The following is a 15,525-nucleotide window of genomic DNA, read 5'->3' as shown; positions in this document are numbered from 1 at the left end:
CGCGCCATGCGAGTCCTGGGAATCAATGCGATCTTCCATGATCCGGCCGCCGCGCTGATCGTCGACGGTCAGGTGGTGGCGGCGGCCGAGGAGGAGCGGTTCAGCCGCCGCAAGCACGGCAAGCGCCCGGTCCCGTTCGCCGCCTGGGAGCTGCCCGAGCTGGCCGCCGCCTGGTGTCTCGAGCAGGCCGGACTGCGCCCGGGGGACCTGGACGCGGTCGCCTACTCGTTCGATCCGGGTCTGACCCGTGACGCCGCCGACCTCGGGCTGAACGACCCGTGGGACCACCTGCGGGTCGACTACGCCCGCCGCGCGCCGCAGTTCCTCGCCTCGGCGCTGCCCGGCCTCGACCCCGAGCAGGTCCGTTTCGTCCCGCACCACGTCGCGCACGCCGCCTCGGCCGGCCTGTCGGTGCCCGAGGACAGCGCGGTGCTCGTCCTGGACGGGCGCGGCGAGGTGGCCAGCCACCTGGCCGGCGCCTATCGCGGGGGTGAGCTCGAGGTCCTCAAGAGCCAGGAGCTGCCGCACTCGCTCGGGCTGCTCTACGAGGACCTGACCCGCCACCTGGGTTTCCTGCACTCGAGCGACGAGTACAAGGTGATGGCGCTCGCCTCGTACGGGAAGCCGAAGTTCCTCAGCCTGCTGCGCGAGCTGGTCCGGCCCACCGAGGACGGCGGCTTCCAGATCGACCGCATCGACTGGGACGCGCTGGCCAAGGCGCGGACGGCCGACGGCGAGATGACCGAGGCGCACGCCGACCTGGCGTCGAGCGTGCAGGTGCGCCTCGAGGAGGTGCTGCTCGACCTGGCCCGCTGGACGTTCGAGGCGTCCGGCGGCACGCTCCGGACCCTGACCATGGCCGGCGGCACCGCGCTCAACTGCGTGGCCAACGCGCGGATCGCCGCCGAGGGGCCGTTCGAGCGGGTCTGGGTCCAGCCGGCCGCCGGCGACTCCGGCACCGCGCTGGGCGCCGCCCTCGCCGTCCACGGCAAGAACGTGCCGTTCGGCACCGCCGCGCTGGGTCGCGGGTGGACCGACGAGGAGCTCGAAGCCGAGTTGAAGCGGGCCGCGCTGCCCTACACCCGGCCCGAGTCGATCGCCGCCGAGGCGGCCCGGGTGCTCGCCGACAACGGCATCGTCGCCTGGTACCAGGGACGCAGCGAGTACGGCCCGCGGGCGCTGGGCCACCGCTCGTTGCTGGCGCACCCCGGCGACCAGGACACCCAGACCCGGATGAACAACGTCAAGGGCCGCGAGCAGTTCCGGCCGATCGCGCCGATGGTGCGGGCCGAGCGCTTCGACGACATCTTCACCGGCGTCTACCCCAGCCCGTACATGCTGTTCGTGCACAAGGTCAAAGCCGAGTGGAAGGACCGCATCCCCGCGGTCACCCACATCGACGGCACGGCCCGCGTGCAGACCGTCCACACCGAGACCGAGCCGCTGGTGGCCGAGATGCTGACCGAGTTCGAGCGGCTCTCCGGCCTGCCCGTGGTGGTCAACACCTCGCTCAACACGGCCGGGCGGCCCATGGTGGACACCCCGCGCGAGGCGATGGAGCTGTTCGGCTCGGCGCCGGTCGACCTCCTGGCGATCGGGCCGTTCGCGGTGCACCGGGCGAAGGCGTTCGGCGCGTGACGGCGTCCGTCGTCGTGCCGACGCTCGGCCGCCCGAGTCTCGGCACCCTTCTGGACGCGATCGCGCCGGGCGTGGCCAAGCACGGCTTCGAGCTGCTGGTCGTCGACGACCGTCCCGGCGCGCCCGAGCCGCTGGACGTGGACGCCACCGTCCTGCCCGGACCGGCCCGGGGGCCGGCCGCCGCCCGCAACGTGGGCTGGCGCGCCGCCAAGCACGACTGGGTGGCCTTCCTCGACGACGACGTCGTGCCCGACCCGGACTGGGCCGACCGGCTGGCCGAGGACCTGGCCGCGGCGGGTGCCGGCGTCGGCGGGGTGCAGGGCGTGCTGCGGGTCCCGCTGCCGGACCACCGGCGGCCGACCGACTGGGAGCGGGTCACCGCCGGGCTGGCCGACGGCGCCTGGATCACCGCCGACATGGCCTACCGGCGCGACGCGCTGGAGCGCTGCGGCGGCTTCGACGAGCGGCTGCCGCGGGCCTTCCGGGAGGACGCCGAGCTGGCCTACCGCGTACGCCGGGAGGGCTGGACGCTGCGGCGGGGTGCCCGGCGGGTGACCCACCCGGTCCGGCCGGAGAGCCCCTGGGTCAGCGTCCGCACCCAGCGCGGCAACGCCGACGACGCGCTGCTGCGCCGGCTCTACGGCCCGGCCTGGCGCGAGCGGCTCGAGATCCCGCCCGGCCGGCGTCCCCGGCACGTGGCGATCACCGTCGCCGGCCTGACCGCGCTCGCCGCCGCGGCCGCCCGCCGCCCCCGGCTGGCCGCGCTGGCCGCTCTGGCCTGGGCCGCCGGCACCGCCGAGTTCGCCGCGGCCCGGATCACGCCCGGCCCCCGGGACGCCCGCGAGGTGGGCACCATGCTGGTCACCAGCGCGGTCATCCCGCCGGTGGCCACCTTCCACTACGGGCTCGGCTGGTGGCGGTGGCGCGCCCGTGGCTGAGCTCTTCGACGCGGTGCTGTTCGACCGGGACGGCACCCTCATCGTCGACGTGCCCTACAACGGCGACCCCGAGCTGGTCGAGCCGATGCCGGGGGCCCGGGCGGCGCTCGACGGGCTGCGCGCGGCCGGTCTGCGGATCGGCGTCGTGACCAACCAGTCCGGTCTGGCCCGGGGCCGGTTCACCGCCGATCAGCTCGCCGCGGTCAACCGCCGGGTCGAGGATCTGCTCGGCCCGTTCGACGACTGGCAGATCTGCCCGCACGACGACACCGCCGGCTGCCGCTGCCGCAAGCCCGCCCCCGGCATGGTCGTCGCCGCGGCGGCTGCCCTCGGCACCGTCCCGGCCCGCTGCGTGCTGGTCGGTGACATCGGGCGCGACGCCGAAGCGGCCCAGGCCGCCGGCGCGGCCGCGATCCTGGTGCCCACCCCGGTCACGTTGCCCGGTGAGGTCGCCGCCGCGCCCGCGGTCGCCGCCACCATCGAGGCCGCCGCCGACCTCATCCTCGAGCGGGAAGCCCTGGTCACTCCCGCGCCACGGTCCTCGCGCGGCCGGACGGTCCTGGTCGTCCGGTCCGACTCGGCCGGGGATGTGCTGGTCACCGGGCCGGCGATCCGCGCCGTGGCCGCCGGCGCGGACAGGGTGGTGATGCTCTGCGGGCCCCGCGGCCGGCACGCCGCCGAACTGCTGCCCGGCGTCGACGAGCTCGTCGAGTGGCGGCTGCCCTGGATCGACCCCCAGCCCGGCCCGGTCGACCCGGCCGACGTCGCCGCCCTCACCGAGCGGCTGCGGGCCACCGGCGCGTCCGAGGCGGTCGTCTTCACCTCGTTCCACCAGTCGGCGCTGCCGCTGGCGCTGATCCTGCGGACGGCCGGAGTCGGCCGGATCACCGCGATCAGTGAGGACTACCCGGGCTCCCTGCTCGACGTGCGCCACCGCGGCGTACCGGCCGGGGTGCCCGAACCGGAACGCGCGCGCAGCGTGGCCGCCGCCGCCGGATTCGCCCTGCCACCGGGCGACGACGGCCGGCTGCGGGTCACCGCCGCCACCAAGCGCGCCGGCGAGTACGTCGTCGTCCACCCGGGAGCGAGCTGCGAGGCCCGCTCGGTCCCGCCCGAGGCGATGCGCCGGATCGTCGCCGGGCTGGCCGACGCCGGCCACCGGGTGCTGGTGACCGGCGGCCCGGACGAGCGTCACCTGGCCGCCTACGTCGCCGGCACGGCGGGCGAGCAGGTCGGGCGGACGTCGATGGCTGAGCTCGCGGCGATCCTGGCCGACGCGACCGCCCTGGTCGTCGCCAACACCGGTCCGGCCCACCTCGCCGCGGCCGTCGGCACGCCGGTCGTCAGCCTGTACGCCCCCACCGTCCCGTACGGGCAATGGGGCCCCTACCGCGTCCCGAACGTCCGGCTCGGCGACTCCGCCGCCCCCTGCCGTGACACCCGGGCCACGACCTGCCCGGTCGACGGCCACCCCTGCCTGTCCACCATCGAGCCGGCCGAGGTGGTCGCCGCCGTCGCGCGGCTCGCCGCCCCCGCCGAGATTGCCGAGGCCGCCGCGTGAACATCCTGCTCTGGCACGTGCACGGCTCCTGGACCACCTCCTTCGTCCAGGGCAAGCACCGCTACCTGATCCCCGTCAACGACGCCCGCGACGCTTGGGGGCGTGGCCGGGCCCGCACCTTCGACTGGCCCGCCACGGCCGAGGAACTGCCGCTCGAGGAGATCCGCGACGTCGACATCGCCATCGTGCAGCGCCCCGAGGAACTCGAGCTCGTCCCCAAGGGTGTGCCGGTCATCTACCTCGAGCACAACACCCCCAAGGGCGACGTGCCGTCCAGCCGGCACCCGATGGCCGACCGGGACGACCTCGTGATCGCCCACGTGACCGACTTCAACGACCTGTTCTGGGACACCGGCGCGACCCGGACCACGGTCATCGAGCACGGCATCGTGGAGCCCAAGGCGCGCTGGACCGGCGAGCTCGGCCACTTCGCCGTGGTCACCAACGAGCCCGTACGCCGGCAGCGGGTCACCGGCACCGACCTGTTCCCGCGGTTCGCCTCGGTGGCGCCGGTGGACGTCTTCGGCATGGGTGTCGAAGGGCTGCGCGGCGACCGGATCACGCCGTACGACGACCCGCCGCAGCACGAGATGCACACCCAGGTCGCCCGCCGCCGGGCGTACCTGCACCTGTGCCGCTGGACCTCGCTCGGCCTGAGCCTGATCGAGGCGATGCAGATGGGCATGCCGGTCATCGGCCTGGCCACCACCGAGGCGGTGGTGGCGGTGCCGCCCGACGCCGGGGTGCTCGACACCCGCGTCGCCACGCTCGTCGAGGCCGCGCACTGGCTGCTCGAGGACGACGCCGCGGCCCGCAGCCTCGGCGCCCGGGCCCGCCAGGTCGCCCTCGCCCGTTACGGCCTGGACCGGTTCCTCGCGGACTGGGACCGGCTGCTCGAGGAGGAAACATGCGCATCGCGATGATCTCGGAACACGCCAGCCCGCTCGCCGCGCTCGGTGGCATCGACGCCGGCGGTCAGAACGCGCACGTGGCCGAGCTGGCCGGGGCGCTGGCGGCGGCCGGGCACGAGGTGCGGGTCTACACGCGCCGCGACAGCGCCGACCTGCCCACGGTGATGCCGATGGGCGAGCGGATCGACGTCGTGCACGTGCCGGCCGGGCCGGCGAGCGTGCTGGGCAAGGACGAGCTGCTGCCGCACATGGGAGCCTTCGCCGAGTGGCTGGCCGAGCACTGGCGTACCGAGTGGCGGCCCGACGTCGCGCACGCGCACTTCTGGATGAGCGGGCTGGCCGCGGTCACCGCCGGCCGGCGCTGCGACGTGCCGGTGCTGCAGACGTACCACGCGCTCGGCTCGGTCAAGCGCCGCCACCAGGGCTCGGCCGACACCAGCCCGCCGCGCCGGGTCGCCTACGAGCGGGAGCTCGGCCGGGCCGTCGACCGGGTCATCGTGCAGTGTCAGGACGAGGTGCGCGAGCTGCTGCGCCTCGGCGTCCCGCGCTCGCAGATGACTCTGGTGCCGTCCGGCGTCAACGTCGAGCGGTTCAGCCCCGACGGCCCGTCCGTGCCGCGCGATCGGAGCGTGATCCGGATCCTGACCGTGGCCCGGCTGGTCGAGCGCAAGGGCGTCGAGGACCTCATCCGCGCCCTGCCCGGCGTGCCGCGGGCCGAGCTGGTCGTGGTCGGCGGGCCGCCCGGGGGCGATCTCGAAAGCGACCCGTACGCCCGCAAGCTGCGCCGCCTGGCCGAGACGAGCAACGTCGGCGGCCGCGTCGTGCTGGCCGGGGCGGTCCCGTCGCACGAGATGCCGCAGTGGTACCGCTCGGCCGACGTGCTGGCCGCCACCCCCTGGTACGAGCCGTTCGGCCTCACCGCCCTCGAGGCGATGGCCTGCGGCGTCCCGGTCGTCGCGACCTCGGTCGGCGGGCTGGCCGACACCGTGGTCGACGGCGTCACCGGCGACCTGGTGGCCCCGCGCGACCCGGCCGGCCTCGGGGTCACGCTGCGCCGGCTCGTCGGCGACGAGGTGCGCCGCCTGTCCTACGCGGCCGCCGCCGTCGACCGCGCCCTCCACTCCTATGCCTGGCCCCGTATAGCGGACCGGCTCGCTCAGGTCTACGCGAGCGTCGCCGGGGTCGCCACCGAACCCACCCGGGAGGCAGTCGCCTGATGGATCACGATCTCACCCTCACCGACGACCACCTGACCGCGCTGGCCGCGGCCATCATCCCCTTCCGCGCCCGGTCGGCGCAGCTGGCCCAGTGGGGCGCCGACCTGGCCTGGCACCTGGGGCAGGGCGGTCGTCTGCTGGTCGCCGGCAACGGCGGCAGCGCCGCCGAGGCCCAGCACCTCGCGGCCGAGCTGGTCGGCCGGCTGCGCACCGAGCGGCGGCCGCTGTCGGCGATCGCGCTCACCCCCGACTCGTCGGCGGTCACCGCGATCGGCAACGACTACGGCTTCGACGAGATCTTCGCCCGGCAGGTGCGGGCCCACGGCCGTCCCGGCGACGTGCTGCTCACGCTGTCGACCAGCGGGCGCAGCCCCAACCTGCTGGCCGCCGTGCGGGCGGCCAAGGAGTGCGGCCTGCGGACCTGGGCGATGACCGGCCCGGACGGCCCGCTGGCCGACGCGTCCGACGAGGCGCTGCGCTGCCCTTCCCCGGAGAGCCAGGTCGTGCAGGAGCTGCACCTGGTCGCGGTCCACCTGATGTGCGAGTACCTCGACCGGGCGCTGCCCGCGGTGCTCGGAGGACACCGCGAGGCCCCTTTCGCGGACTTCAAGGTGGAGGTCGGCGTATGAGTCTGGTCATCGTCGGCGACACCCTGCTCGACCGGGACGTGAACGGAAGCGTCCGCCGGGTCGCCCCGGACGCCCCGGCGCCCGTGCTCGACGAGGAGCACGTGTCCGAGCGTCCCGGCGGCGCCGGGCTGGCCGCGCTGCTGGCCGCCCAGTCCGGGGAGGAGGTCGCCCTGGTCACCGCGCTGGCCGACGACGCCGGCGGCGCCCGGCTGAGCGAGCTGCTGACCGAGGCCGGGGTCCGGGTGTACGCGTTGCCGCTGCCCGGTTCCACGCCGGAGAAGGTGCGCCTGCGCGCCGACGGCCAGGTCCTGCTGCGCCTCGACCGCGGAGGCGAGCCGCAGCCGCCCGGCGAGGCCGCCGAGGCGGTCCTGGAGCTGCTCCGCGGGGCCAAGGCGATCCTGGTCAGCGACTACGGGCGGGGCGTGGCCCGGCACCCGGCGCTGCGTCGCGCGCTCGGCGAGACCAAGGCTCCGATCGTCTGGGACCCGCACCCCAACGGCCCCCAGCCGGTGCCCAACGCCCGGCTGGTCACCCCCAACCTGGCCGAGGTCCGCAAGCTCTCCGGCGACGCCGGTGGCGGCTCGACCCTGGCCGCGGCCCAGCGCGGCGGTCAGGCCCTGCGGCAGCACTGGCGGGCCGGCGCGGTCGTGGTGACCTGCGGCCCCGACGGCGCGGTGCTGTGTCACTCGGGCCAGACGCCGCTGGTCGTGCCGGCCCCGGCGGTCGCGGACGGCGACACCTGCGGCGCGGGCGACCGGTTCGCCGCGACCGCCGCGCTCGCGCTGGCCCAGGGGGCGCTGGTCTCCGAGGCCGTCCAGCAGGCGGTCGAGGCCGCCTCGACCTACGTCGCCGCGGGCGGCGTGAGCGCGGCGCTGGCCCCACCGGCCGAGCCGGTGGAGCAGGCCCCCGAGCGGATCGGCGCCGAGGAGGTCGGCAAGCTCGCCGCCGAGGTGCGGGCCCGGGGCGGGACCGTGGTGGCCACCGGCGGCTGCTTCGACCTGCTCCACGTCGGTCACCTGGCCACCCTGCGGGCCGCCCGCAAGCTCGGCGACTGCCTGATCGTCTGCCTCAACAGCGACGACTCGGTCCGCGGGCTCAAGGGCCCGGAGCGCCCGCTCAACTCGCAGAACGACCGCAGCCGCCTGCTCGCCGCCCTGGACTGCGTCGACGCCGTCGTGGTCTTCGACGAGGCCACCCCCGAGGCCGTGCTGACCTGGCTGCGACCGGACGTCTGGGTCAAGGGCGGCGACTACGACTCCGTCCCCGAATCCGAACTCGTCGAACGCTGGGGCGGGCAGACCGTCTTCGTGCCCTACCTCGACGGCCGTTCGACCACCCGCACCATCGCCGCGGCTCAGGCCGCACCCACCCGGAGGTAGAAACAGCATGGACGCAGTCATCGTCACCGGCGGCTCCAGCGGCCTCGGCGCAGCCGTCGTCGACGCCGTCGTCAAGGCCGGCGGACGCCCGTTCGTCATCGACCGGCAGGCGCCGGCCGACGGCGTCCCCTGGATCGAGTGCGACCTGAGCGACACCCGCGCCGCCGAGGCGGCCACCCGGCAGGCCATCGAGCAGGCCGGCGGCGGCATCGACGGCGTCGTGACGGCGGCCGGCATGGACGTGCCGGGCGCGCTCGCCGACATCCCGGGCGAGACCTGGGACAAGATCGTCACGATCGACCTGCTCGCCACGGCGGCCGTGATCCGGGCCGCCATCCCGGCCCTCAAGCAGTCGCACGGGGGCGTCGTCACCGTCGCCTCCACGCTCGGCGTCAAGGCGGTCAGCGACGCGACCGCCTACTGCGCGGCCAAGTTCGGCGTGGTCGGCTTCACCCGGGCCCTGTCGGCCGAGCTGGCCGGTCAGGTCAACGTCACCCTGGTCGTCCCCGGCGGGATGCGCACGAAGTTCTTCGACGACCGCGACGAGCAGTACAAGCCGGGCCCGGACGCGATCCTCAACGACCCGGCCAACGTCGCCTCGGCGATCATGTTCGCGCTCGGCCAGCCGCGCGGCTGCGCCATCCGGGAACTCGTCATCGCCGCCGAGCAGGAGAGCTCCTACCCGTGATCCTCGCCCTCCGCGCGCTCGGCGTGGGCGATCTGCTGACCGCGGTGCCCGCCCTGCGCGGGCTCCGCGGCGCCTTCGCCGGGCGCCCGCTGGCGCTGGGCGCCCCGACCTGGCTGACGCCGCTGATCGACCTGATCGGCGGCGTCGACCGCGTCGTGCCGATCTCGTCGCTCGACCCGGGCACGCCCCTGCCGGCCGCCGAGATCGCGGTGAATCTGCACGGCAGCGGGCCCGAGTCGCACCGGCTGCTGCAGTCGGCCCAACCGGCCAAGCTGTGGGCGTTTGCGAACGCCGAGGCCGGGCATCTCGACGGTCCCACCTGGACCGCAGAGGAGCACGAGGTGCATCGCTGGTGCCGGCTCGTCCGCCACTACGGCGTCGTCGCCGACGAGACCGATCTGCGGATCGCCGCGCCGCCGGCCGTCGTGGACCGGGCGACGATCATCCACCCGGGGGCCAAGTCGCCGTCGCGCCGCTGGCCGGTCGACCGTTACGCGGCCGTGGCCCGGCGGTTGCGCTCGGCCGGGCACCGCGTGCTGATCACCGGCTCGGCTTCCGAGCGGGAGCTGGCCGTACGGGTCGCCGAGGGCGCGGGACTCGACGCGTCGGCCGTGCCGGCCACCGACCTGGGTGAGCTGGCCGGGCTGGTGGCCCACGCCCGGGTCGTGATCAGCGGGGACACCGGCATCGCCCACCTCGCGACGGCGTACCGGACGCCGTCGGTGGTGCTCTTCGGGCCGATGTCACCGGAGCGCTGGGGGCCGCCCGACCGGCCCGAGCACCGGGTGATCTGGCACGGCACCCGCAGCGAGCCGGGCGACAGCATGGAACCCGGCGTGCACCCGGCACTGCTCGCCGTCGAACCCGACGAGGTGACCGATGCGGCTGCGGCGTTCTGATCTCGGCAAGCCCGGTTACAGCCGGCGACGGGCGGGCAAGGGCTTCAGCTACCGCGACACCGACGGGTCGGCCCTGACCGACGAGGCCGAGGTCGAGCGGGTGAAGAAGCTGGTCATCCCGCCGGCCTGGAAGGACGTGTGGATCTCACCCGACCCGCGCGGGCACATCCAGGCGACCGGTATCGACGCGGCCGGGCGCAAGCAGTACCGCTACCACGACGACTGGCGGACCGCCCGCGACGAAAAGAAGTTCGACCACGCGCTCGAGGTGGCCGAGCGGCTGCCCGAGATCCGGGAGAAGCTCTGCGGCGATCTCACCTCTGAGCGAGGGCTGACCAAGGCCCGGGTGCTGGCCGCCGTGGTCCGGCTGCTCGACATGGGCATGTTCCGCATCGGCAGCGACCAGTACGCGGTCCGCGAGGACGACCCGTCGTTCGGGCTGTCCACGCTGCGGCCCGAGCACGTGCGCACCAAGGGCGAGTGCGTGCTGCTCGAGTTCACCGGCAAGTCCGGGGTGCACCACTCGGGCACGGTCGGCGACGGCGAGGTGTGCCAGGTGCTCAAGGACCTCAAGCGCCGCCGGCGGGGGGAGCAGCGGCTCTTCGCGTACTACGACAAGCCGGCCCGCCGCTGGCGCGACCTGCACGCCGACGAGATCAACGAGTACCTGCGGCAGGTCAGCGGCGAGAAGATGACGGCCAAGGACTTCCGGACGTGGCACGGCACGGTCAAGGCGGCCGAGGCGCTCGCCGAGGCCGGCCCGCAGCCCACCGAGGCCAAGCGCAAGAAGGCCGTCTCGCACGCCATGAAGGAGGTCGCCGAGCTGCTGGGCAACACGCCGACGGTGGCCCGGGCGTCCTACGTCGACCCGCGCGTCATCGAGGCGTACGAGGAGGGCGAGGTCGTCGACTCGCCCGACGAGCAGGCCGTCCGCGAGCTGCTCACCGACTGATCGCCGCCGCGGGCGGCATCGCGCCCGTCACTGCGGTCCGAACCTCACGGTGGGAGCATCACCCTCATGACCGTCATCGCCACGCTCACCGTCGAACGCCCCTCGGGCCACTGGTTCGACCGGGCCCGGGCCTATCAGATCGTCGTCGACGGCGCGGTCAAGGGCGTCGTGCGGTGCGGGCGCGAGTTGTCGCTGGCCCTGGCGCCCGGCCCGCACACGGTCCGCGCCCGCCTCGACTGGACCGGCAGCGACGACCTGCCCGTCCACCTCGGACCGGGCGCCACGGTGCGGCTGCGGGTCGAGCCGCGCGGCACCCGGCACGCGGCCGGGCGGCGCTACCTCCGTCTCACCCGGGTCGATTGACCAGCTGTCGCCCGGTCGCGTGATCGGCCGGGCCGCGGTCGCTTGATGTGCTGTCGTCTGGGTAAACCCCCCGCATGACCGACCGGGTGATGGTATTCGCTCCCGCGCCGATCCTGACCGTGACGATCGAACAGCAGGCCGAGCCCGAACTGCACGTCCACCCCGGTGGGCAGGGAGTCTGGCAGGCGCGCATGATCACCGCCCTCGGTGTGCCGGCGACGCTCTGCGTCGCGCTGGGCGGCGAGGTCGGCACGCTGCTCGAGTCGCTCCTGGGCGCGGAGGAGTTCGAGGTCCGCGCGGTTCCCCAGCGCTCGGCCACCGGGTGGTACGTGCACGACCGCCGCGACGGTGAACGCGCATCGGTGGCCGAGCATCCGGGCGAGCCGCTGAAACGCCACGACCTCGACGAGCTGCACAACATCGCGCTCACCGAGGGACTGCGCTCCCGGGTGGCCCTGCTGAGCGGGCCGCACGCGCCGTCGGTGGTCGACGCGTCGCTCTACCGTCGTCTGGCCGCGGACCTGACGGCCAACGGCGTCCGGGTGGTGGCCGACCTGTCGGGCGACTATCTGAGCGCCGTCCTGGACGGCGGGGTCTCGTTCGTCAAGGTCAGCCACGAGGAGCTGATCGACGACGGCCTGGCCGACGACGACAGCGTGGAATCGCTGCTGGCCGCCGGGCGCAAGCTGCGCGACGGAGGGGTCGACGGCGTCCTGATCAGCCGGGCCGGCGATCCGGCGCTGGCCCTCTTCGACGACAACGCGTGCGAGGTGCACCCGCCGCCGCTGACCGTGAACGAGCATCGCGGGGCGGGCGACTCGATGACCGCCGGCGTGGCGTCGGTGCTGGCCCGGGGCGGACCGATGGAGGAGGCGCTGCGGACCGGTTCGGCCGCGGGCGCCCTCAACGTGACCCGGCACGGACTGGGAACCGGTCGCGGCGAGGCGGTGCGCGAGCTGATGAGCCGGGTACGGATCGAGGCGCTGTGACACGGGTACTGATCACCAACGACGACGGGGTGGGGGCCCCGGGCATCCACGCGCTGGCGTCGGCCGTCGCCGGCGACCACGACGTGGTGGTGGCGGCGCCCCAGGACGAGGCCAGCGGGATGAGCGCCGCGCTGACCGCGGTGGTGTCCGACGGGCAGATCGTGATCTCGGCCTACGACCTGCCGGGGATCAAGGCGTACGGGGTGGCCGCCTCGCCGGCCTACATCGTGGTGCTGGCCTCGCTGGGCGTGTTCGGCCCGCCGCCCGACATCGTGCTGTCGGGGATCAATCGGGGCGCCAATGCGGGGCGGGCGGTGCTGCACTCGGGAACGGTGGGGGCGGCGCTGACCGCGGCCAATTACGGGATGCGGGCCCTGGCGGTGTCGCTCGACGTGCTGAACCCCGACGCGTCGGTGTCGTCGGCGTCGGGCGGCAACGCGATCGTCGTACCGTCGGACGACGCGCTGCACTGGTCGACCGCGGCGTCGCTGGCGGCGACCCTGATGGAGACGGTGGCGTCGGCGCCGGCCGGTACGGTGCTCAACCTCAACGTGCCCGACCGGGAATCGGCACCGGAGCTGCGCGAGGCCAAGCTGGCGGCGTTCGGCCAGGCCGGCATCGCGGTGGCCGAGGCGGGCGAGGGTTTCGTCCGGACGACGATCGAACGCAGCGGCGAGCACCTGAGGCCGGGAACCGATCTGGCCCTGCTGGCCGAGGGTTTCGCGACGGTGACCGCGCTGCGCCCGCCGGCCGAGGTCAGCGGTGTGCGTATTCCGGCTCAGCGACCGGCGCGGTGACGACTTCCCGGCCGGTGGCGAGCGGGACCAGCGCGGCGACGGCGACCGCCAGCACCAGGCGGGACTCGCTGAACAGAGGCGGACCCAGCGCGGTGACCGGCAGGATCATGACGGCCAGGACGCACATCCGCCACGCGGCGCGCGCCCAGGCCGGGCCGGCGACCGGCAGAAGGGCGGCCAGCACCAGCCAGACCTGATGGTGGGTCCAGGACACCGGGCTCAGGATCACGCTCGCCGCGCCGGTGACGGTCAGGGCGGCGAGCCAGTCCGACCGGCGCGCCAGGCCGACGGCCCGGATCAGGGCGACCGCGGCGAGAGTGCCGCCGATGGCCACGACCAGCGTCGACCGGGCCTCGGCGGCGATGCCCAGGCGCAGCAGGGCGCCGTTGAGGGACTGGTTGCCCACGCCGTCGACATAGCCGAGGCGGTCGGGCCGGAACACCTTGTCGGTCCAGAACGCCCAGGAGTCGGTGGGCAGGGTGGCCGCCCCGACCAGGGCGCAGCCGGCGAAGGTGGCGGTGGCCACGGCCGCGGCCGCCCGCCGGCCCGCGAACCACAGCAGCGGGATGAAGATCAGCGGCGTCAGCTTGATCGCGGCGGCCAGGCCGATCAGCGCGCCGTGCCCGGGCGTACGCCGCAGAGCCAGCAGGTCGACGGCGACCAGGGCGGCCAGGAAGAGGCTGACCTGGCCGTACTTGATGTCCGAGGAAACCGGCGCCGACAGGATCAGCGCGAGGGCGGCCACCGCCGCCGGCACGTGCTGGGACCGCGCCGCGGGCTGCCGGGTCACCAGGACGGCCAGCCCGGCGACGGTGGCCAGGGTGGCCAGGGTCCAGGCGATCTGCACCACTCCGGCGGGGAGCCAGGTCAGCGGGGTGAACAGCAGTGCCGCGAAGGGTGGATAGGTGAAGGGCGCGGCGCCGCGGGTGAAGTCGTAGAGGCCGGCGCCGTCGGCCAGGCCGGAGACTGCGCCCAGATAGACCGAGAGGTCGGTCAGCCGGGCCCCGGCCGGCTTCCAGAAGGCCGCCGTCGCCGTGGCCAGCGCCGCTGCCGCGGCGAGCGTCCACATCCATCGCTTACCCATAGTCGGAACGCTACATAGGGTCAGAGCTGCGAGGGAAGGGCTGTGGCGTGTTTGTTATCCGGGCCGGCGGTCGACCGCGCGCATCGCCAGCACCGCGGCCAGCAGGGCGACCGCCCCGAGCCCGGCCGGATGCTCCACGAAGCCGAACCCGAACGCCGTCGAATTGTCGAGCATCCGCCGGAGCGCGGCATCGGCGTCGGCGCCCGCGGTGGGCAGCGCCGGCGCCACCGCCAGGGCCACCAGCGCCGCCGACAAGCCCGCGAGCGTCCGGCCCGCGTCGGTCCCGAGGCGTCGCACCACGCCGCTCGTAGCCGCCGGGCGGGGGCGGGGGACCGGCCCGCGGCGCAGGGCCGGGGCGAGCAGGAAGGCCGTGCAGAGCAGCAGCGGACCGGCCGAGACCGCCGCGTTGGCCGCCAGGATCTCCGAGGCGTGGAAGGCCGGTCCCGACGCCCGCAGACCACCGAACGCCGCCGTGCCGTCACCGAAGAGCGGGCCGAACGACACCACGTCGCCGGGCAGCAACGCGAGCGGGAACCAGGCCGGGGCGGTCCACGCCGGCACGCCGAGCACGGCCGCCGCGTGCGCGGAGCCGGCGATCGTGGCCAGGTCGAGCGTGACGAGGCCGGCCGCCGCGACGGCCCAGCGCCGTCTCAGCCGCAGCGCCAGGGCGATGCCCGCCACCCACACCGCGATCAGGGGCGCGATGTCGGCCGCGCCCAGGAACGGCATCATCGGCACCGGGTTGCCGGCGAACAGGAAGGCGAACAGCGCCACCCCGACCAGGGCGACCGACCCCCGGACCCGCCGCCCGGCCACGATCAGCCCGGCCACCGCGGGCAGCAGCAGCGCGGGCGCACCGGAGCCCCGCGCGACGTTCGTCGCCACCGCGGCCAGCAGCGTCACCCCGGCCGCCACCGCGGCCGCGCGTCCCACCGCGCCCGCGCGCTCGCGCCACGACGGCTCGTCGACGGCCGGCGAGACCGCCAGCGACGCCGCGAAGGCCAGCTTGCGGTAGGCCCGCCGGGGCCCGGCGACGGCGGCCAGCTCGGCCAGCCACTCGTCGCGCAGGGTGGGAGCCAGATCGTCCGGCCAGCGCCGGGCCGCCGCCCGGACGGCGGCCCGGGCGACCCGATCGACCGGGCCCATCACGCCTCCCGGGCGTGGCCCAGGGGGCCGGCGGCCCGGGACATCTGCTGACGCATGAGCGCGACCTCGCGCCGGGCGGCGACCGCGCCGTCCGCGGTGAGCACGTAGTAGCGACGGCTGGGCCGGCCCTCGGCGGCCGGGTCGATCTGCTCCCAGCGCGACTCGACCCAGCCGGTCCGCTCGAGGCGGGCCAGGATCGGGTAGAGGGTGCCGCTGGGCAGGCCGGTCACCTGCATGAGCTCGAGCCCGTAGCGCTGCGCGCCCGGCTCGGCCAGGAGCCCGGCCAGCACCTTCAGCACCGACGCGGTGATCCGTGGCTCGCCCATGTCCGTAC

The 15,525-nt window shown here is 75.1% G+C and carries 16 protein-coding genes; 13 read left to right on the top strand and 3 right to left on the bottom strand.

Features of this window, described 5'->3' with window-relative positions; translation table 11 throughout:
* Positions 1-6 precede the first annotated feature (6 nt).
* The 13 genes from HJC40_RS19525 to surE all read left to right on the top strand — a co-directional run bounded on the left by HJC40_RS19525 (position 7) and on the right by surE (position 12,961).
* A complete protein-coding gene (locus HJC40_RS19525; RefSeq protein ID WP_250002585.1) occupies positions 7-1,638 on the top strand; it encodes a carbamoyltransferase C-terminal domain-containing protein in 1,632 nt (543 codons plus the stop codon).
* The gene (locus tag HJC40_RS19520) at positions 1,635-2,576 is read left to right on the top strand and encodes a glycosyltransferase (protein ID WP_250002584.1); all 942 of its coding nucleotides are present in this window, start codon (positions 1,635-1,637) and stop codon (positions 2,574-2,576) included. Before HJC40_RS19525 ends, HJC40_RS19520 begins: the two co-directional genes overlap by 4 nt.
* Positions 2,569-4,137 carry an HAD-IIIA family hydrolase gene (locus HJC40_RS19515; protein WP_250002582.1) on the top strand — a complete coding sequence of 523 codons (1,569 nt, stop codon included), beginning with the start codon at positions 2,569-2,571 and terminating at the stop codon, positions 4,135-4,137. Before HJC40_RS19520 ends, HJC40_RS19515 begins: the two co-directional genes overlap by 8 nt.
* Positions 4,134-5,060, top strand: a complete 927-nt coding sequence (locus HJC40_RS19510) for a glycosyltransferase (RefSeq protein WP_250002581.1) — start codon at positions 4,134-4,136, stop codon at positions 5,058-5,060. The genes HJC40_RS19515 and HJC40_RS19510 overlap by 4 nt, the downstream gene beginning before the upstream one ends.
* Positions 5,045-6,265, top strand: a complete 1,221-nt coding sequence (locus HJC40_RS19505) for a glycosyltransferase (protein ID WP_250002580.1) — start codon at positions 5,045-5,047, stop codon at positions 6,263-6,265. Before HJC40_RS19510 ends, HJC40_RS19505 begins: the two co-directional genes overlap by 16 nt.
* Positions 6,265-6,894: an SIS domain-containing protein gene (locus HJC40_RS19500; RefSeq protein WP_250002579.1), complete on the top strand. Its 630-nt coding sequence runs from the start codon at positions 6,265-6,267 to the stop codon at positions 6,892-6,894. The genes HJC40_RS19505 and HJC40_RS19500 overlap by 1 nt, the downstream gene beginning before the upstream one ends.
* Positions 6,891-8,273 carry a PfkB family carbohydrate kinase gene (locus tag HJC40_RS19495; protein ID WP_250002578.1) on the top strand — a complete coding sequence of 461 codons (1,383 nt, stop codon included), beginning with the start codon at positions 6,891-6,893 and terminating at the stop codon, positions 8,271-8,273. The genes HJC40_RS19500 and HJC40_RS19495 overlap by 4 nt, the downstream gene beginning before the upstream one ends.
* A 7-nt stretch (positions 8,274-8,280) precedes the next feature.
* A complete protein-coding gene (locus HJC40_RS19490; RefSeq protein WP_250002577.1) occupies positions 8,281-8,961 on the top strand; it encodes an SDR family oxidoreductase in 681 nt (226 codons plus the stop codon).
* Complete coding sequence (locus HJC40_RS19485; protein WP_250002576.1) at positions 8,958-9,860, top strand: glycosyltransferase family 9 protein; 903 nt, start codon at positions 8,958-8,960, stop codon at positions 9,858-9,860. The genes HJC40_RS19490 and HJC40_RS19485 overlap by 4 nt, the downstream gene beginning before the upstream one ends.
* Complete coding sequence (locus HJC40_RS19480; protein ID WP_250002575.1) at positions 9,841-10,812, top strand: DNA topoisomerase IB; 972 nt, start codon at positions 9,841-9,843, stop codon at positions 10,810-10,812. The genes HJC40_RS19485 and HJC40_RS19480 overlap by 20 nt, the downstream gene beginning before the upstream one ends.
* A gap of 66 nt (positions 10,813-10,878) precedes the next feature.
* Positions 10,879-11,175 (top strand): hypothetical protein, encoded by a 297-nt coding sequence (locus HJC40_RS19475; protein ID WP_250002574.1) that lies wholly within the window; start codon positions 10,879-10,881, stop codon positions 11,173-11,175.
* Between the two features lie 74 nt (positions 11,176-11,249).
* Positions 11,250-12,164: a 1-phosphofructokinase family hexose kinase gene (locus tag HJC40_RS19470; RefSeq protein WP_250002573.1), complete on the top strand. Its 915-nt coding sequence runs from the start codon at positions 11,250-11,252 to the stop codon at positions 12,162-12,164.
* Entirely contained in the window at positions 12,161-12,961 is an 801-nt protein-coding gene (gene surE, locus HJC40_RS19465; protein ID WP_250002565.1) for a 5'/3'-nucleotidase SurE, read from the top strand. The genes HJC40_RS19470 and surE overlap by 4 nt, the downstream gene beginning before the upstream one ends.
* On the opposite strand, the gene HJC40_RS19460 is transcribed toward surE, so the two are convergent.
* The 3 genes from HJC40_RS19460 to HJC40_RS19450 are packed head-to-tail and all read right to left on the bottom strand — an operon-like array spanning position 12,921 to position 15,517.
* A complete protein-coding gene (locus tag HJC40_RS19460) occupies positions 12,921-14,045 on the bottom strand; it encodes a glycosyltransferase 87 family protein (RefSeq protein ID WP_250002564.1) in 1,125 nt (374 codons plus the stop codon). The genes surE and HJC40_RS19460 overlap by 41 nt on opposite strands.
* Positions 14,046-14,099: 54 nt before the next feature.
* Positions 14,100-15,191, bottom strand: a complete 1,092-nt coding sequence (locus tag HJC40_RS19455) for a hypothetical protein (RefSeq protein WP_250002563.1) — start codon at positions 15,189-15,191, stop codon at positions 14,100-14,102.
* Positions 15,191-15,517 (bottom strand): PadR family transcriptional regulator, encoded by a 327-nt coding sequence (locus HJC40_RS19450; protein WP_250002562.1) that lies wholly within the window; start codon positions 15,515-15,517, stop codon positions 15,191-15,193. The genes HJC40_RS19455 and HJC40_RS19450 overlap by 1 nt, the downstream gene beginning before the upstream one ends.
* Positions 15,518-15,525 lie beyond the last annotated feature (8 nt).

The organism is Actinoplanes sp. M2I2, from assembly GCF_023544445.1.
Classification (GTDB): Bacteria; Actinomycetota; Actinomycetes; order Mycobacteriales; family Micromonosporaceae; genus Actinoplanes.
Note: the sequence above shows the minus strand (reverse complement) of the source record. Positions and strands in the feature narration are given on the sequence as shown.